The sequence below is a fragment of the Acidovorax lacteus genome (assembly GCF_039540375.1).
GTDB classification, from domain to species: Bacteria; Pseudomonadota; Gammaproteobacteria; order Burkholderiales; family Burkholderiaceae_C; genus Acidovorax_G; species Acidovorax_G lacteus.
On sequence record NZ_BAABEX010000024.1, the window covers coordinates 1 to 15,689 of the forward strand.

Annotated in this window: 18 protein-coding genes; 6 read left to right on the forward strand and 12 right to left on the reverse strand. The window is 65.4% G+C overall.

Translation table 11 applies throughout. From position 1 onward, the window contains the following. Window positions 1-1,102: PglL family O-oligosaccharyltransferase (locus ABD866_RS10895; protein WP_345064596.1), on the forward strand; the 1,102-nt coding region annotated here is incomplete at its 5' end. 150 nt (window positions 1,103-1,252) lie between these two features. On the opposite strand, the gene moaC is transcribed toward ABD866_RS10895, so the two are convergent. Then, window positions 1,253-1,750, reverse strand: a complete 498-nt coding sequence (moaC, locus tag ABD866_RS10900) for a cyclic pyranopterin monophosphate synthase MoaC (RefSeq protein ID WP_345064598.1) — start codon at window positions 1,748-1,750, stop codon at window positions 1,253-1,255. 64 nt (window positions 1,751-1,814) lie between these two features. Here moaC and tfpZ point away from each other — a divergent pair, with 64 nt between their 5' ends. After that, window positions 1,815-2,573: a TfpX/TfpZ family type IV pilin accessory protein gene (gene tfpZ / locus ABD866_RS10905; RefSeq protein ID WP_345064610.1), complete on the forward strand. Its 759-nt coding sequence runs from the start codon at window positions 1,815-1,817 to the stop codon at window positions 2,571-2,573. A 65-nt stretch (window positions 2,574-2,638) separates the two neighbouring features. Next, entirely contained in the window at window positions 2,639-4,153 is a 1,515-nt protein-coding gene (locus ABD866_RS10910) for a M48 family metalloprotease (protein WP_425549585.1), read from the forward strand. Here ABD866_RS10910 and ABD866_RS10915 read toward each other — a convergent pair. Then, window positions 4,121-4,474 carry a phage holin family protein gene (locus tag ABD866_RS10915; protein WP_345064612.1) on the reverse strand — a complete coding sequence of 118 codons (354 nt, stop codon included), beginning with the start codon at window positions 4,472-4,474 and terminating at the stop codon, window positions 4,121-4,123. The genes ABD866_RS10910 and ABD866_RS10915 overlap by 33 nt on opposite strands. Window positions 4,475-4,861: 387 nt before the next feature. Continuing rightward, on the reverse strand, window positions 4,862-5,560 hold the full coding sequence (locus ABD866_RS10920; RefSeq protein WP_345064614.1) for a TerC family protein: 699 nt from the start codon (window positions 5,558-5,560) through the stop codon (window positions 4,862-4,864). Between the two features lie 444 nt (window positions 5,561-6,004). On the opposite strand from ABD866_RS10920, the gene ABD866_RS10925 reads away from it, so the two are divergent. Together ABD866_RS10925 and ABD866_RS10930 are read left to right on the forward strand one after the other, a co-directional pair. Continuing rightward, a complete protein-coding gene (locus ABD866_RS10925; RefSeq protein ID WP_345064616.1) occupies window positions 6,005-6,466 on the forward strand; it encodes a DUF3717 domain-containing protein in 462 nt (153 codons plus the stop codon). Window positions 6,467-6,516: 50 nt separating this feature from the next. Then, window positions 6,517-6,825 (forward strand): putative signal transducing protein, encoded by a 309-nt coding sequence (locus tag ABD866_RS10930; protein ID WP_345064620.1) that lies wholly within the window; start codon window positions 6,517-6,519, stop codon window positions 6,823-6,825. Window positions 6,826-6,934: 109 nt separating this feature from the next. Here ABD866_RS10930 and ABD866_RS10935 read toward each other — a convergent pair whose 3' ends face one another. The 3 genes from ABD866_RS10935 to purB are packed head-to-tail and all read right to left on the reverse strand — an operon-like array spanning window position 6,935 to window position 9,989. Next, window positions 6,935-7,495: a YaeQ family protein gene (locus ABD866_RS10935; protein ID WP_345064624.1), complete on the reverse strand. Its 561-nt coding sequence runs from the start codon at window positions 7,493-7,495 to the stop codon at window positions 6,935-6,937. A 57-nt stretch (window positions 7,496-7,552) separates the two neighbouring features. Continuing rightward, the gene (locus ABD866_RS10940) at window positions 7,553-8,602 is read right to left on the reverse strand and encodes an acyltransferase family protein (RefSeq protein ID WP_345064632.1); all 1,050 of its coding nucleotides are present in this window, start codon (window positions 8,600-8,602) and stop codon (window positions 7,553-7,555) included. A 7-nt stretch (window positions 8,603-8,609) separates the two neighbouring features. Next, the gene (gene purB / locus ABD866_RS10945) at window positions 8,610-9,989 is read right to left on the reverse strand and encodes an adenylosuccinate lyase (RefSeq protein ID WP_345064635.1); all 1,380 of its coding nucleotides are present in this window, start codon (window positions 9,987-9,989) and stop codon (window positions 8,610-8,612) included. A 113-nt stretch (window positions 9,990-10,102) separates the two neighbouring features. Here purB and ABD866_RS10950 point away from each other — a divergent pair, with 113 nt between their 5' ends. Next, entirely contained in the window at window positions 10,103-10,717 is a 615-nt protein-coding gene (locus ABD866_RS10950; RefSeq protein WP_345064638.1) for a glutathione S-transferase N-terminal domain-containing protein, read from the forward strand. A gap of 65 nt (window positions 10,718-10,782) precedes the next feature. Here the strand turns inward: ABD866_RS10950 and ABD866_RS10955 are convergent, their stop codons facing one another. Genes ABD866_RS10955 through ABD866_RS10980 form a run of 6 tightly spaced genes read right to left on the reverse strand, consistent with a single transcriptional unit; the run spans window position 10,783 to window position 15,665 of the window. Continuing rightward, window positions 10,783-11,229, reverse strand: coding sequence for a nuclear transport factor 2 family protein (locus ABD866_RS10955; RefSeq protein ID WP_345064641.1), 447 nt, complete (start codon window positions 11,227-11,229; stop codon window positions 10,783-10,785). Continuing rightward, entirely contained in the window at window positions 11,229-12,014 is a 786-nt protein-coding gene (locus ABD866_RS10960) for an SDR family NAD(P)-dependent oxidoreductase (RefSeq protein ID WP_345064645.1), read from the reverse strand. Before ABD866_RS10960 ends, ABD866_RS10955 begins: the two co-directional genes overlap by 1 nt. Further along, a complete protein-coding gene (locus tag ABD866_RS10965; RefSeq protein WP_345064648.1) occupies window positions 12,011-12,550 on the reverse strand; it encodes a DUF3833 domain-containing protein in 540 nt (179 codons plus the stop codon). The genes ABD866_RS10960 and ABD866_RS10965 overlap by 4 nt, the downstream gene beginning before the upstream one ends. A gap of 5 nt (window positions 12,551-12,555) precedes the next feature. After that, window positions 12,556-13,866 carry an MFS transporter gene (locus tag ABD866_RS10970; RefSeq protein ID WP_345064651.1) on the reverse strand — a complete coding sequence of 437 codons (1,311 nt, stop codon included), beginning with the start codon at window positions 13,864-13,866 and terminating at the stop codon, window positions 12,556-12,558. Next, window positions 13,863-14,426 carry a chalcone isomerase family protein gene (locus ABD866_RS10975; protein WP_425549581.1) on the reverse strand — a complete coding sequence of 188 codons (564 nt, stop codon included), beginning with the start codon at window positions 14,424-14,426 and terminating at the stop codon, window positions 13,863-13,865. The genes ABD866_RS10970 and ABD866_RS10975 overlap by 4 nt, the downstream gene beginning before the upstream one ends. Before the next feature lie 15 nt (window positions 14,427-14,441). Then, a complete protein-coding gene (locus ABD866_RS10980) occupies window positions 14,442-15,665 on the reverse strand; it encodes a class I SAM-dependent methyltransferase (RefSeq protein ID WP_345064653.1) in 1,224 nt (407 codons plus the stop codon). Window positions 15,666-15,689 lie beyond the last annotated feature (24 nt).

Below are 15,689 nucleotides of genomic sequence, written 5' to 3' on the forward strand. Positions count from 1 at the left end.
CGCTTGGTTGGTATGGGGCATTGCGTTGACCGAATCGCGCACCGCCATGTTGACGCTGGCCCTTGCCACGGCAGCGGTGACCCTGATGAGGCCCAGTTGTTTGTCCCAGAAGGAGGTGCGGGCGGTACAGGGCGTTTTGGGTGTTTATCTGCTCCTCTTGGCTGCGAAGCCAGTGCTGGCTTCGGCTCTGGGCCTGCATATGCCGCTGACGCTGCTAGAACGCTCTGCCGGTGAGCTGCGATGGTCTCTTTGGCAGATGTCCCTGGAGGCTAGCTTGGAAAGTCCCTGGTGGGGCTATGGCGTGGGGCGCTCCAATGCTGGGTACTTTGAAGTCTTTGAAGGCTACCAGCACAAGCTGGGAAATACTTATTTCGAGCAAAGCCACAATCTCATTCTGGACTTGGCATTGTGGGCCGGATGGCCGTTGGCACTGCTGCTGTGCGTGTGTGCCGGTGTTTGGCTGTTCCGGACAGCTCGGGGCATTCGCAGTGCAGAAGCCTTGATCGTGTTGAGCGCCTTGTTGGTATTCCTGGTCCATGCAATGCTGGAATTTCCTTTGCATTATGGGTATTTCCTGTGGCCCTTTTTCGCGCTTGCTGGAGCCCTGTCCGGTCAGGCTCAGCGAGGCGGTCGCGGTCTCTTCAGGGTGCATTGGGCCGCCGTGCTGGCTTTGCTAATAAGCCTCGGCTCTCTCTTGGTGGTCATCGCGCAGGACTACCTAAAGATCGAACAAGCCTTCACAGAGCTACGTTTTCAGGTCGCACGGGTGGGCACGGGGCATGATGAGACGCCGCCCCAGACGCTTCTGCTCACGGATTGGCCTGATGCTATTGCCCTGTCGCGGAGCATGCCAAAGGCCGGCATGTCGGCACGAGAAATCGCCCACTGGGAAGCGCTGATGCTGTACAACACTTCGCCGCTTGCCTTGCGTAAGGTGATTGGCGCTCATCGTCTCAACGGTCATGAGGCTGAAGCCCAAGCCTGGGCTATTCGAGCCTGCTGGCTGCTCAGTGAGAAAGCGTGCCGTGGTTTGCTCGATGAGTGGCCTCGGCCCAGTACCTCGGCTCCGCCCAGCGGTACGCCTAGCGGACAGGCTCGTTGAGAAACCGCTGGGTGGGGTGGCCGCGCGCGCGTGGGGTTTGCCAAGCTTGCCATGGGCGATAGCGGAGGCCTCTTTTCACACCCCCGCATCCGTTCGAAATCGCGCTGTATCAAGGTTGCCCAACTAGCTGGGCAAGGCCCAGCGGGTGAGCTATTTGGCGTCAAACCTTCCGGACTTTCCCCCCTGCTTTTTCAGCAGGCGTACGTTTTGGATGCACATGTCTCGGTCCACAGCTTTGCACATGTCGTAGATGGTGAGCAAGGCGATTTGCACCGCCGTCAGCGCTTCCATCTCAACCCCTGTGGGGCCTAAAGTTTCTACAGTCGCAGTGCAAGATACGACGGCAGGCTCCCTAGTGGAAACTGTTGCGGGATGAAAAATCTGGAACTCCACCGCAACCCGCGTCAAGGCAAGCGGGTGACACAGCGGAATGAGATCACTGGTCTTCTTGGCAGCCTGAATACCTGCAATCCGTGCAATGCCCAGAACATCGCCTTTCTTGGCCGTGCCGGACTCAATCAGTTCTAGGGTTGCTGGCTCCATGCAGATGTGGCCCTCAGCAACCGCGATCCGGTGTGTCGACGGCTTTGTGGAAACGTCGACCATGTGGGCTTGGCCCTGAGCATCAAAATGGGTGAGGGTAGGCATAGCGAAAAGTCGCCACCGAGGCGCTCTGCGTTGAACAATTCTTTTTCGAAGGCATCATACGGCCATGCATTCATCGAACCGTCGCCTGCGAGCTAGCGGCGTGCATTTGGGAGTCAGCTTGATCGTCGCTGCGCTGGCGGCGGTACTGGTATTCGGACTCTGGTATCCGTATCCCTACCGAGAGTTGTCGGGAGGCCGATCCCTGTTCTTGCTCGTCGTCGCGGTAGATGTCGTTATGGGGCCGCTGATCACCCTGGTGGTGTTCAACGACAAGAAGCCAAGGCGCGAGCTGGTAGTGGATCTATCGATTGTCGGGGCTCTTCAGTTGGCCGCCCTGTGCTACGGGCTGTGGACAGTATCCGTTGCAAGGCCGGTTCATTTGGTGTTCGAGTACCAGCGCCTGAGTGTTGTACATGCGAGCGACGTCGACCCTGAAATGCTTGCCAAGGCGGAGCCCGCCTTGCAGTCGCTCCCCTGGACCGGGCCTACCCTTCTGGCATTGCGCCCATTCCGCTCCTCCAGCGAGCAGATGGAGGCGACGCTTGCTGCATTGTCCGGTGCCTCGCTGCCCGCGCGTGCCGACCTATGGCAATCCTACGAAGCCTCCCGCACGGAGATCTTGGAGACATCCCAGCCCTTGTCTGAGTTGATTGGACGTCAGCCAAGCTTTGCGGGATTGCTGACAGATGCGGCCCAGGCAACGGGTCTTTCTGTGGACACACTGCGCTACCTGCCAGTGCACGGGCGTTCCGCTATCTGGACTGCGCTGTTAGACCCTCAAACATTGCGTCCGCTTCGTTTTGTCCCAGTGGACCCCTATTGACGAGGCGCCTTGTCTTGACGCCATACTCCTTGCTCGAGTCATGCGCTCAGCGGCTTCGCCAGCGGCTGGGCGTCGCAGCGATAGCTGCGTACCTCTGTGTCGCGGTCGCTGGCCCTGGAGGGGCTGCGACCGCAGCAACGCCTTCAGGTGCGGGGACTGGGTCCCCACTCCCCAGTCTGGGCGATGCCGCAGAACTGACCCCTGGAGATGAACGCCGCCTGGGTGACCGCATCGCACGCGAGCTGTACCGCGATCCCGACTACCTGGACGATCCGGTGATGGCCGATTATGTTCAGGGGATTTGGCGGCCACTGCTCGCGACAGCGCGAGCGCGCGGCGAGTTGTCGGACGAGCTCTACGAGCGCTTCGCCTGGGAAATCCTCTTGGGGCGTGATCGCAGTGTCAACGCGTTCGCCCTGCCTGGTGGTTTTTTGGGTCTGCACCTCGGCCTAGTGGCCGTGGTCACGTCGCGCGATGAACTGGCGTCGGTGTTGGCACATGAGCTCAGCCATGTCACTCAGCGCCATATCTCCCGCCTGATTACACAGCAGAACAGACAGACCCCCTTGTTACTGGGCGCGATGGTGCTTGGCGCACTCGCAGCCAGCAAGAATCCAGGCGCGACGCAGGCGCTGATCGTGGGTGGTCAGGCGCTGGCCATTCAGAACCAGCTGAACTTCTCCCGCGACATGGAACGGGAGGCAGACCGCATCGGCTACACCTTGATGGAGCCTGCCGGTTTCTCGCCCCTTGGCTTCGTGAGCATGTTCGACAAGCTGCAGCAGGCCAACCGCCTCAACGACAACGGCAGTTGGCCCTATCTACGGAGTCATCCGTTGACCACGCAGCGCATGGCTGACATGCAGGCCCGGCTGCCTGCCGACGCGCGGACTGCGCCTTCCGGGCAGTACCAGCCTGAGGCTGCCATCATGTCGGCTCGTGCCAGGGTGCTCGCTCAAGGTGGCGTTGACCAGTGGCGACAGTGGGCGGCAGAGCCGTCGAGTCCTGGTTTTGCGCAGCAGCCGCCAGCACGACAGATAGGGGCGTGGTACGCCGCTGTGCTCAGTCGCATTCAGTTGCGTGAGGTGGCAGGAGCCCGTCAGGGGGTGGTGCCACTGCGCGCGCTTGCGGGGCAGGACACAGCCTTGCAGCGCCAGGTCCGCCTGCTGGCGGCCGAGGTAGAGTTGGCGGCTGGACAACCAGATGCCGCGCTGGCCCTGCTGTCAGCCGAAGGCGGCGCGCGGCCTGAGACCCTGCTGCGCGCGCAGGCGTTGCTGCAGGCGGGCCGTGCGGCCGAGGCGGCGGACGCCTTGCAGCTTTGGGTGAGCCAGCATCCGCGCGATGCCACCGCTTGGCACCGGCTGGCTATTGCCCGGCAGGCCATGGGGCAAACGCTCCGTGCGGTGCGTGCCGAAGCGGAGGCCCATGCAGCGCGCTACGACTACGCGGCTGCCGTTGACCGGTTGAAGGCGGGGCAGGATCTGGCCCGCTCCAGCACTGACTACGTCGAGGCGTCCATCATCGACACCCGCCTCCGGGCCGTGGAATCAGCGCTTCGGGAACAGGCCGCCGAGCGCTGATTCGATCACCAGTCCCAGCACTGAGTAGATCAGCGAGCCGATAAGCGCTGCCCAGAAGTCGGCCACTTGGAAACCGTCCAGAACCCCGGCGGCTGCCCAGAACATCAGGGCATTGATCACGAAAAGGAAGAGGCCGATCGTCACGATCGTGACCGGCAGCGTCAAGACCACCAGAACGGGGCGCAGCACTGCGTTGAACAGCCCGATCACTGCTGCAGCGATCAGGGCTGCCGTGAAGGTCTGGACTTCCACGCCGTCGTACACGTAAGCGACGAACAACAGTGCCGCTGCACTCAGCAGCCATTTCAGAAGAATTCGCATGCACGCAGGATAGCACCGCGACCAGATGGGCTGGGGCGACGTTCCGTCGGCTGTCATGGTCCGTTCCAGCGGCCGCCGCACGACTTGGGCCGGGGGTCTTTGGGGGCAACGGGCTCGCGAGCGTACCGCGGCAGCCACCGCGGATTCGTGCGGGCGGGCTCAGAATCCGATCCAGCCCCGAAACGTCGGGCCCAGCACGGACAGCAGTGCTTACGCGGCGTGGGGGCACTGCCTGTAAGCGCGATGGTGCGGGCAGTCGAAGCGCTCAGTCGCCGGGCTGCGATCCGCGCAGGGGTGCGCAGCCAGCTGGTTGATCAGCGTGTGAAGTGACCGGCCGCATGGTCCGCCGCACCCACCACCGGGCGCGGCATCATGCGGCATGGTCCATCAGGCGCTGGCTTCGCCGGTGCGACGCCGGTTGTGCAGCCAACCTGCTGCCAGCACACCGATGATGGCCAGCATGATCACGCCCCAGTAGGCCACCTGACTCAGGGTGTCCGGGCCCTTGAAGAATGCGCCCAGCAAGTTTTCATTGACGATCATCTTGCCCGCCGTAAAGGCCAGGACTGCAGCCCCCAGCTGGATGATGACGGGGAAGCGCTCGACAAGCTTGAGCACCATGGTGCTGCCGAACACCACGATGGGCACGCTGATCAGCAGGCCGATCACCACCAGGTCAAAAGAGCCCTGGGCTGCGCCGGCCACGCCCAGCACGTTGTCGATGCCCATGAGCGCGTCTGCGATCACGATGGTCTTCATGGCGCCCCAAAACGTGGTCGCACCCGCGCTGCCGTGCTCTTCGCCGTCGTCGTCTTCCGCGAGCAGTTTGTACGCGATCCACAGCAGACCAAGACCGCCGACCAGCATCAGGCCGGGAATCTTGAGCAGCCAGACCACCGCGACGGTCATGGCCGAGCGCACGACGATGGCGCCCACAGTGCCCCAGACGATGGCTTTTTTCTGCAGGTGCTTGGGCAGTCCGCGGGCTGCCAGCGCGATCACGATGGCGTTGTCGCCCGCCAGGACGAGGTCGATCAGGACGATGGCCAGCAGGGCCGTCAGCCATTGGGTGGAGAACATTTCCATGGGCAAATTCCGTTCCGGTACGTGGTAGTGGTGGAGTGCACCTGCCGTATCGGAGGCCTTGCCATCTGCCTGAAGGAGGCAGACGTTCTTCGACCAGGCCGACAGCAGGCCCAACCGAAGGTCTTGCTCGGCGCGGAACCTGAAGGTCTTGCCTTGCCCGGACCGCCGGAAGCCGCTGGGCTTCGTACTGACGACAGTGCCGAACCCTGTGGCCACAAGGCCCGGCTGGGCGGGGCGGCCGCAGAGAGGGAGCTACTCCCCTTCGAAGCCCCCATTGGAACACCGGAAATAGCGATGCACAAGCCTCAAAGTGTTGTGGTTATTGCTTACGAAGACAGAGGCGGCGATAGCATGGAAGGCTTTTTTTGCTCGCTGCAATGCCCCGGCCCGGGACGGGTGTGGGGCGCGGCCGCTATCATCGGCGCCCCTTCTGAGCAGCACCCCATGGCCGGCATCCACATCACCGACATCGAAGCCGCAATCAACCATTGGCGCTCGCGTGCGCCTACGGGCGACGGGTGGGGGCTCACACCGCAAGTCAAGGCGCTGGCCGAGGTGTACGCGCTGATGGTGTACCACCACGAGGACGAGGCGGACGAAGACAGCTTGCCGGCCCCTGCCCGTGCCGCCTGGCTGGATTGGTACGCCACCACGCCTGATACGCCGTGCATTGCCATCTGTTCCACGAGCCAGGGCGACGACACCTGCAAGGGCTGCGGCCGCAGCTTTGAGGAGGTGCAGCACTGGCCCGCCTTCAGTCCAGCAGAAAAGCGCCGCGTCTGGCGGCGCATCACGCTGGACCACAGTGCGTGGCGCTTCAACCGTTATGCCGAGCGTGCCGCAGAAAGCGCACCCAGGCCGGCGGCCCAGGCAGACTCCGGGCCTGCGGTGCCGACCAGTCGCTGAGATCGGCAGGCTGGCTTGCCCCGACACTGGCTCCGGCGTATCGTGCGCCCATGCAGCGCCTGACCCAAGCCCCCAACATTGCCATTGCCACGGTCTGGGCCGATCTGCTCTGTGAGGCCGGCTTTCAGGCGAGCGTCCAGCGCCAGCATCTGGGGGCTGCCGCAGGGCATCTGCCGCCCGACCAGTGCCTGCCCGAAATCTGGCTCACCCACGACGAGCATCTGGCCAGCGCCCGCGCGTTGCTCGACGCCCTGCGGGCCCTGCCGCAGCGCCGCTGGGCCTGCGTTTGCGGCGAACTGGTGGAGGGCGGGTTTGAGCAGTGCTGGCACTGCGGGGCTTTCATGCCACGCGACGACTGACGGGCGTAGCGTTGAAATTGCTATACATTTGATAGCTGCTTGTGCTTGAATAATAAGCACGAGCAGCCCATTTGATGCCAAGCCATCCGCGGCTGTCCGCGGCACGGACTCACTTCCAGCGCAGCGGCTCCAGGTGCACGCTGCCGCGTTCGCTGCTGAGTGTCAGCGCCCCTTCCTGCACCGTGGCCTGCAGTTGCATGCTGCGCTCGGCCAGTTGCGCCAGCGCTTGCGAGGCCTCGGCCGGGATGCGCCAGACCTGCAGTTTGTCGAGCCGCGTGAGCTTGGTCTCGATGCCCTTCCACCACACCTCGGCTGCATGGTGAAAGGCGTACACCACCACCGCATCGGCCCGGCTGGCGGCCTTGGCCAGGGGCTTGTCTTCGGGCTGGCCCACCTCGATCCACAGGCGCTTGCGGCCGGTGAAGTCGGTCAGCGAGACGTCCGGGTCGTCCGGGTCCGACAGGCCCGCGCCAAAGGCCAGCGTACCGTCGCCCTGGCACAGCGCCTGCAGCTGGTGGGCCTGCAGCGCCAGTGCCGCCAGGCGCACCATCATGCGTTCGTCGGTTTCGCTCGGGTGGCGCGCCAGGGTCAGCGGGTGGTCGGCGTAGTAGCCGTGGTCGATGTCGGCGATCTGGACGTTCGCCTTGAAGATGGTGGATTTGAGGGCCATGGGCTGTGCACGCCGCAGCGTGCTCCAAAGAGAGTCGAAAAACAGGGGATCTGAGGCCTACGCCGTTGGAGCAGGCCGCCGGGGCTTGAACGCCAGTGCAGGCTGTTCCACCCAGTGCCACGACAACGCAGCCAGCGCGAACGAGCCCACCAGGGTGGCCGCCAGCGCCGAGCCAAAGCCCCAGTGCTGCGCACCCCAGACCACCAGCAGCTGCTGCACCGGGAAGGCATAGATGTACAGACCGTACGACACGTCGCCCCAGCGCCCTGCACGCCGCACCACGGGCCACGAGGCCTGGCCCAGCAGCACGGCCAGCCCGCCCAGGCCGAGGATCACGGCCTGCCCTGCCAGCGGCTGGGGGCCCCAGGCGTGCACTGCAACGCACAGGCCGACCCAGGCCACGGTGGCCGGCAGGATGCGGGCACGCCACGCATCGGCCCAGACGGCCAGCGTGCTGCCCAGCGCGAACACCATGCCGTACTGCAGACCAAACGACCAGGCGGGCATGGGCGCTCCGGGCGGCGGGCTGTAGCGCCATTGCAGTGCGGCCATCAGCGCCAGCAGCACCAGGGGGGCCGCCCAGCGCGTGTGCGCAGCTCCCACCACCCCGGCCAGCGCAAGCACCGCATAACAGCCGACTTCCAGCGGAATCGTCCACAGCGGGCCGTTCACCGAACCGGCGATCGGATGACTGTCAAACACCCCGGGCAGCGCAAAGCGGGTGTCAAGCCACAGGTTGCTGAGGTACAACCGTGTGCCCGCGTGGCTGAAGTAGTCTCGGAGCGGCTGCGTGGTCACCAGCGGGCCGAGCATCAGCACGCACAGCAGCACGGCCACCGTCAGGCCCGGCCAGATGCGCAGCGCGCGCCGCAGCGCAAAGCGGCCCAGGTGCGGGTCGGCTCGCCAGGACTGCGTGACCAGGTAGCCGCTGACGGCGAAGAACATCACCACGCCGAGCGCACCCGGCTCGTTGTGCGCGATCAGCGGCGTGGGCAGGCCCAGGATCGGGAACTGATGCCCCCAGATCACCAAGAGCGCCGCAAGCAGGCGCAGGGCGTCAAAGTTGTTGCGGCGCGCCGCATCGGCGGCGTGCGCGGCACCGGCCATGGCGGGCTCAGACGCGGCGTGCGAGCTCGGCCGCCTTGCCGGTGTAGCTCGATGGCGTCATGGCCAGCAGGCGCTCCTTCTCGGCTTCAGGAATTTCGAGCGAACGGATCAGGCCGTGCAGGGCTTCGGCGGTGACGGTCTTGCCGCGGGTGACTTCCTTGAGCTTCTCATAGGCGCCCGGCACGCCGTAACGGCGCATCACGGTCTGGATGGGTTCGGCCAGCACTTCCCACGAGGCGTCCAGGTCGGCCTGCAGCGCTTCTTCGTTGAGCTCGAGTTTGTTCAGGCCGGTGAGCAGCGACGCATAGGCCAGCGCCGCATAGCCCAGCGCCACGCCGATGTTGCGCAGCACGGTGCTGTCGGTCAGGTCGCGCTGCCAGCGGCTGACGGGCAGCTTCTCCGACAGGTGGCGCAGCAGCGCATTGGCCAGACCCAGATTGCCTTCGGCGTTCTCGAAGTCGATGGGGTTGACCTTGTGCGGCATGGTGGACGAGCCGATCTCGCCCGCCTTGAGCTTTTGCTTGAAGTAGCCCAGGCTCACATAGCCCCAGATGTCGCGCGACAGGTCGATCAGGATGGTGTTGGCGCGGGCCACCGCGTCAAACAGCTCGGCCATGTAGTCGTGCGGCTCGATCTGGATCGAATACGGCTGGAAGGTCAGGCCCAGGCCCAGGGGCTCGGGCGTCTCCACCACCTTCTTGCTGAAGGCTTCCCAGTCGAAGTCGGGCCAGGCCGACAGGTGGGCGTTGTAGTTGCCCACGGCGCCATTCATCTTCCCCATGATCTTGACGCTGGCGATGCGCTCGCAGGCGGCGCTCAGGCGCACCAGCACATTGGCCATTTCCTTGCCCACCGTGGTGGGGCTGGCCGTCTGGCCGTGGGTGCGGCTGAGCATGGGCACATCGGCATAGTTGTGCGCCATCTCGCGCAGCTTGAGCACGATGCGGTCCAGGCCCGGCAGGATCACCTGGTCGCGGCCCGAGCGGATCTGCAGCGCATGGCTGGTGTTGTTGATGTCTTCGCTGGTGCAGGCGAAGTGCACGAACTCAGCCGCGCGCATCAATTCGGGCCGTGCCTCGAACTTGCTCTTGATCCAGTATTCCACGGCCTTCACGTCGTGGTTGGTGGTCTTTTCGATCTCCTTGATCGCGGCCGAATCGGCTTCTGAGAAGTTCTTCACCAAGCCCAGCAGGTACGCGCGGGCGCCCGTGGTCAGCGGTTTGAATTCGGCAAAGCCGGCGTCAGACAGCGCGATGAACCACGCGACCTCCACCTGCACCCGGCGGTGCATGTAGCCATGCTCGCTCATGATGGGGCGCAGCGCGGCAAGTTTGGAGGCATAGCGGCCGTCAAGCGGCGACAGGGCGGTGATGGTGGACAGGCTCATGGCCCGCGATTGTAGGCGGGGGCATCCCCCTCGCGTCAGGCGGGTGCAGGGCCGTGCCGATAGAATCGGCGGCCAGTTTCCGTCCCACGCTCCGTGCTCTGGAAAGCCACTCCATGAAACTCATCGGTTCCTCCGCCAGCCCCTACGTGCGCAAGGTGCGCATCGTGATGGCCGAGAAAAAGCTCGATTACCAGTTCGTCCAGGAAAACGTTTGGGCCGACGACACGACCATCAGCACCTCCAATCCGCTGGGCAAGGTCCCGTGCCTGGTGATGGAAGGCGGTGAGGCCGTGTTTGATTCGCGCGTGATCGTCGAGTACCTCGACACGCTGTCGCCTGTGGGCAAGCTCATCCCTCCCAGCGGGCGCGAGCGTGCCGAGGTCAAGACCTGGGAAGCCCTGGCCGACGGCCTGGTGGATGCGGCCATCCTGGCGCGCCTGGAGGCGACCTGGGCCGGCCGCACGCCCGAGCAGCGCAGTCAGGCCTGGATCGACCGCCAGCTGCGCAAGGTGCACGACAGCCTCAAGGCCATGAGCCAGGGGCTGGGCGACAAGAATTACTGCAGCGGCATCCACCTGAGCCTGTCGGACATCGCGGTGGGCTGCGCCCTCGGCTGGCTCGAATTCCGCTTTCCCGAGATTGCCTGGCGCACCGAGTACCCCAACCTGGGCCGCTTGCTCGACCGCCTCATGCAGCGCCAGAGCTTCACCGACACAAAACCGAGCTGAGCCACTGCGGCCTTGGCAAAAAAGCCGGCCCGAAGGCCGGCTTTTTTGTGCCTGGGCTGGTGTGGTTATTGGTTCGCGCGGCGCTTGAGCCAGCGCATGAGGCCGCCTACCACCGGCAGCTTTTCGTACAGTTCCTCGGCGGCGTCCCAGTAGTCGCGGTGCAGCGTGATGCGGCCGTCGGCATCCAGCACCAGATGCGAGGCTCCGCGCACCGTCTGCGTCACGCCGCGGTGGTAGCTGCGAAAGGCGAACAGGAAGTCCCAGGTCAGAAAGCACTGGTCCCCCTGCACCACACGGCCTGTGACCACAAAGCGGGGCTGCTCCAGTGCCGTGAACATGTGGCGGAAGATGCCCTGGATGGCCGGAATGCCGCGCACCTCGTTGAACGGGTCCTTGAAGCGCGCGTCGGCGCTGTAGAGCTCGCCAATTCGGACCAGGTCGGCAGCGGACAGGTGTTCGAAGAACCCGACGATGCGCTCGACGGCGTCGGCAGAGGAAAGGTTGGATTGCATCAAAGACCTGTGAAGCGGCGCACGGCCGGAAAGTACCACCGATAGGGCATGAGCCGCAGCAGCTTCATCACCCGCGTGAAGCGCTTGGGGAAATGGATTTCGAACTGCCCCTGTTCCCAGCCGCGCACGATGGCCTGCGCCGCGGCTTCGGGCGAGATCAGCGCCGGCATGGTGAAGTCGTTGCCTGCGGTGAGGGGCGTGGCCACAAAGCCCGGGTTGATCACGCTCACGCCCATGCCCAGGTCGTGCAGATCGAGGTACAAGGCCTCGGCCAGGTTGATGAGCGCGGCTTTGGTCGGGCCGTAGGCCAGACTCTTGGGCAGCCCGCGGAAACCTGCCACGCTGCTGATCAGGCTCACGTGTCCGGCACGCTGGCCCGCACGCGCTGCTTGCACCATGGGGGGCAACACCGCGTCGAGCATGTGCAGTGCGCCCAGGTAATTGACCTGCTCATGGCGCAGCATTTCCTGCAGGTCGAACTCGGTGGCCCGCTGGTCCCGGTAGTGGCCCGCGCAGTAGCACACCAGGTCGGGTGCGCCCTGGGCCAGCACGCGGGCCGCGGCCTCGGTCACCTGCGCACGGTCTGCGCTGTCGAAGGGCAGGGCCTGGCTGCCCGGGTGCTCCGCCACAAAGACCTGCAACGCCTCTGCATTGCGGGCCGACACCACCACCTGCGCCCCGCGCGCGTGCAGCAGCGCAGCCGTGGCCCGGCCGATGCCGCTGGAGGCCCCGATCAGCCAGACGCGGCGACCTTGCCAGTCGCGGATCGGCGGGTTCAGGCTCATGGTGTGCGCTTGGTGAACGACAGCGTGATCTCGCCGAGCCGCACGCCAAACTTGCTCATGGTGGCGCGATTGAGCATCACGCGGTCGTCCACCAGATACATCCAGTCGTCGAGGTCGACGTGGTAGACCGTACCGTCCACCGGCAGCGCCAATGTGTAGGTCCAGCGGAATGCGTTGCCCACAGTCTGGCCACTCGCTTCGCCCACCACGTCTTCTGCGGTGCCGGTGTAGCGCCCGTCGGCATGTTTGGTGAGTCGCCAGATACGGCGTTGCGTGCTGCCGTCGGAATAGGTGAAGGCTTCGTCCAGGACGCCCTGGTTTCCTTCCCAGCGGCAGTCCATCACCACGGTGAAGCGGCGCACGATGCGGCCGCTGCGGTCCTGGAAGATGCCCCAGGCGTCCACGGTACCGTTGAAGTAACGGGCCAGGTCGAGCACGGGTTTCTCGGCCTGGTAATCCGACAGGCTCTGGCTGGCGCAACCGGTCAGCGCCAGAGGAGTGGCCGCGGCGGCCAGCAGGAGTGAGCGTCTTTGCATGGTTTTCAGCCTTGGGCGGAAGTGGGGGCGAGGGCCGTGTGCGCGGGGCGCAGCACCCCCCACCAGAGTGCCGCAGCGGCGGCAAGTTTGAGCAGGCAGGGCAGCAGCGCGTAGGCCATGGTCAGCGTGGTCAAGCCTTCGGGCGTGCGGGTGCCGGGGCTGTAGCCCCACCATTGCAGCAGCGGCAGGGCCAGCCCTGCGGCCAGTGCCAGGTTGAGCTTGGTGGCGAAGTTCCACCAGCCAAAGTAAGCGCCTTCATGGCGGCCCTGGTCGCCTTCCTGGGCCACCACCCCGGCCAGCAGGGCGCTGGGCACAGCCAGGTCGGTGCCCAGGGCCACGCCCGACAGCGCACACACCACCAGAAACGGCACGATGTCGCCCGTGCCCAGGCTCAGCGTCCAGACGAACACTGCCACGGCCAGCAGCATCCCGGCCAGCCAGGTGCGGCCCAGGCCGATGCGGGCCACCACACGCAGCCACAGGGGAATCGACAGCGCTGCACACAGGAAGTACGCGCCCAGAAACCACGACTCCTGGGCTGGCGCCGCCTGTAGCCGGTCTTGCACGAAGAACAGCACCAGCGTGGCTGGGATGGCGCTCGCAATGCCGTTGAGCACAAAGGCCAGTAGCAACCGTCGGAACGCAGGCCGCTGCAGGGGCCGCCACAGGGCGGAAGTGTCGGCCGTGCTGCCAGGCGCAGCCGGGGGGCGGGGGGCTCCACACCAGGCCAGCCACCCCACAGCGAGCGAGGCCGCGAACACGCTGAGCATCACGGGCAAACCGAACAGGCTGGGCAAGACCGACGCGGTGAGCACGCCAATCAGTGCGGCGCCCTCGCGCCAAGCCACAATGCGCCCGCGCTGCAATTCATCACCGCCCAGACGCGCGCCCCAGGCCTGGTGGGCAATGCTGAGCTGGCTGTAAGCGAGGTAGGTCACGACGAGAGTCACCAGCGCCCAGACGATCAGCGTGCCGGGGCTGGCTTGGGCAGCCTCCGGGGGCAGAAACAACGCACTCAGCCCTGCGGCCAGCAGCAAGGCCGAACCAGCGCCGATGCGCAGCACCGAGCTGGCAGAGCGGCCAAACAACCGGTCGCTCAGGCGGCCCAGCCACGGATCCACCCCTGCATCCAGCAGGCGTGCAGCCAGCAGTACGGTGCCCAGCGTCGCCAGTGGCATGCCGTACTCGCGTGCATAGTGGTTGGGCAGCAGTACGTACAACGGCAGGGCCACAAACGCCAGCGGCAGCCCCAGCAGGCCATAGGCCAGCCCTGCGCGCGCGCCGTGCACCGCCGGCGTGACCGTGGTCTGGCTCATGGGGCACCTGCAGGTCGCGCCGACGCGATCAGGGATTGGCGCAGCGCAGGTTCAGAGGTTTGCGGTGAGAGCCAGATGCCGAAGAACAGGCGTGCGAACTCGGGGTCGGCCACCTCGCCGATGGTGCGTCCCCCCATCACAAACACCGCGCTGCCCCCGGGCGTGTACACACCGGTGAGCCGGTCGCCTGCCTTCACATCGGGCAGCGCCGCTTGCAGCTGGGCCTGCCAGCGCGCCCCTTGTTCTGGCGAGAAACGGCCCACCCGGCGCATTTCCTCGATGGACCGTTTGGCGATCGCCTCGGCGGAGAAGTCACGGAGGTACGTCAGTTCGAGCGCCAGCGGATGCGCGGCATAGTCGGCCGCATCGAAGCCCGGCCGGACCCACAGCCGGGCGCGGTACACCTCGAAGCCGAAGAAGCGCAACGTGCCCTGCCCCGCCAGTTGAGCCCCAGCGAGCGCACTGGGCGCCTCGTTGGCGTGCGCGGCCATTCCGGCAAGGGCGCAGGCCAGGGCCACTGCTGCCAGGGCGGCCGACGGCGGACGGGCGGTTCGGTGCATGGCGAACTCCTGTGCTCAGTCCTTGACCAGCGTGTACTGCACCAGGTCGATGTTGCGCATGGCAAAGGCAGCTTCGCAGTAGGCGAGGTAGAACTCCCAGATGTGCATAAAGCGCTCGTCGAAGCCCAGCTGCAGGATGCGCTGACGCTGTGCCAGAAAGCGCTCGCGCCAGCGCTTGAGGGTTTCGGCATAGTCCTGGCCAAACGCGAACTCGTCTTCCACGCGCAGGCCGGCCGCAGCGGCTTCGCGGCGGAACTCGCTCGGGCACGGCAGGCAGCCGCCCGGGAAGATGTACTGCTGAATGAAGTCGGTCGAGCTGATGTAGCGGGCAAACAGACTGTCGTCGATCACGATGCTCTGGATGCACGCCCGTCCGCCGGACTTGAGCAGCCTGTGGACAGACTGGAAATAGGTGGGCCAGTATTCGCGGCCTACGGCCTCGATCATTTCGATGGAGCAGATCGCGTCGTAGGGGCCGTCGGCAATGTCGCGGTAGTCCTGCAGCCGCAGGTCGCTCTGGGCCGCCACACCCAGCCGCTGCATGCGCGCCTGCGCAAAGGCCAGTTGCTCGGTGGACAGCGTCACTCCGGTCACGTGCGCGCCGAATTCGCTGGTTCCCATCTCGGCCAACGCGCCCCAGCCGCAACCGATTTCCAGCACGCGGTCGCCCGGTTGCACCTGCGCCATGCGCAGGGCACGGCGCACCTTGGCATGCTGGGCCGTGCGCAAATCTCCATCGAGCGCACCTTCGAACCAGGCCGACGAGTAGTTCATGGTGTCGTCCAGCCACAGCTCGTAGAACGCATTGCCCAGGTCGTAGTGGGCGTGGATGTTTTTCTGGCTGTTGGTGCGGGTGTTCCTGTTCAGCAGGTGTTTCAGGCGGTACAGCAGCCGGCCGGCCCAGGTGCCGTAGATCACACCTTCTACCTCCTGGCGGTTGGCAATAAACACCTTGAGCAGATCGGTCAGGTGCGGCGTGGTCCAGTCGCCTGCGATGTAGCTTTCGGCAAAGCCGATATCGCCCGACTTGAGCGCTGCCTGGCACACGTTCCAGTTCTTGAGCGTGATGGCCGCTGCGGGGCCGCCTCCCTGGCCAAAGTGCTGAAGGGTTCCGTCGGGCAGTTGCACGGTCAGGCTGCCGTGCTGCAGCCGCTCCATGAGTTTGAGGGCCGTACGGGCCGCTGCCGGGGTGTCGTGGGGCAAGTCGCGGGAGGCACGGGAGGCGGTGGTCGTGTTCATGGCGGTCTCGACGGGCAGAAAACG

Coding starts and splice junctions, on each gene's coding strand:
- tfpZ (WP_345064610.1), top strand. CDS start 1,815: ATGCATTCATCGAACCGTCGCCTGCGAGCTAGCGGCGTGCATTTGGGA.
- ABD866_RS10965 (WP_345064648.1), bottom strand. CDS start 12,550: ATGCAAAGACGCTCACTCCTGCTGGCCGCCGCGGCCACTCCTCTGGCG.
- ABD866_RS10920 (WP_345064614.1), bottom strand. CDS start 5,560: ATGGAAATGTTCTCCACCCAATGGCTGACGGCCCTGCTGGCCATCGTC.
- ABD866_RS10955 (WP_345064641.1), bottom strand. CDS start 11,229: ATGCAATCCAACCTTTCCTCTGCCGACGCCGTCGAGCGCATCGTCGGG.
- ABD866_RS10940 (WP_345064632.1), bottom strand. CDS start 8,602: ATGGCCGGTGCCGCGCACGCCGCCGATGCGGCGCGCCGCAACAACTTT.
- ABD866_RS10930 (WP_345064620.1), top strand. CDS start 6,517: ATGCAGCGCCTGACCCAAGCCCCCAACATTGCCATTGCCACGGTCTGG.
- ABD866_RS10950 (WP_345064638.1), top strand. CDS start 10,103: ATGAAACTCATCGGTTCCTCCGCCAGCCCCTACGTGCGCAAGGTGCGC.
- moaC (WP_345064598.1), bottom strand. CDS start 1,750: ATGCCTACCCTCACCCATTTTGATGCTCAGGGCCAAGCCCACATGGTC.
- ABD866_RS10925 (WP_345064616.1), top strand. CDS start 6,005: ATGGCCGGCATCCACATCACCGACATCGAAGCCGCAATCAACCATTGG.
- ABD866_RS10970 (WP_345064651.1), bottom strand. CDS start 13,866: ATGAGCCAGACCACGGTCACGCCGGCGGTGCACGGCGCGCGCGCAGGG.
- ABD866_RS10975 (WP_425549581.1), bottom strand. CDS start 14,426: ATGCACCGAACCGCCCGTCCGCCGTCGGCCGCCCTGGCAGCAGTGGCC.
- ABD866_RS10960 (WP_345064645.1), bottom strand. CDS start 12,014: ATGAGCCTGAACCCGCCGATCCGCGACTGGCAAGGTCGCCGCGTCTGG.
- purB (WP_345064635.1), bottom strand. CDS start 9,989: ATGAGCCTGTCCACCATCACCGCCCTGTCGCCGCTTGACGGCCGCTAT.
- ABD866_RS10915 (WP_345064612.1), bottom strand. CDS start 4,474: ATGCGAATTCTTCTGAAATGGCTGCTGAGTGCAGCGGCACTGTTGTTC.
- ABD866_RS10935 (WP_345064624.1), bottom strand. CDS start 7,495: ATGGCCCTCAAATCCACCATCTTCAAGGCGAACGTCCAGATCGCCGAC.
- ABD866_RS10980 (WP_345064653.1), bottom strand. CDS start 15,665: ATGAACACGACCACCGCCTCCCGTGCCTCCCGCGACTTGCCCCACGAC.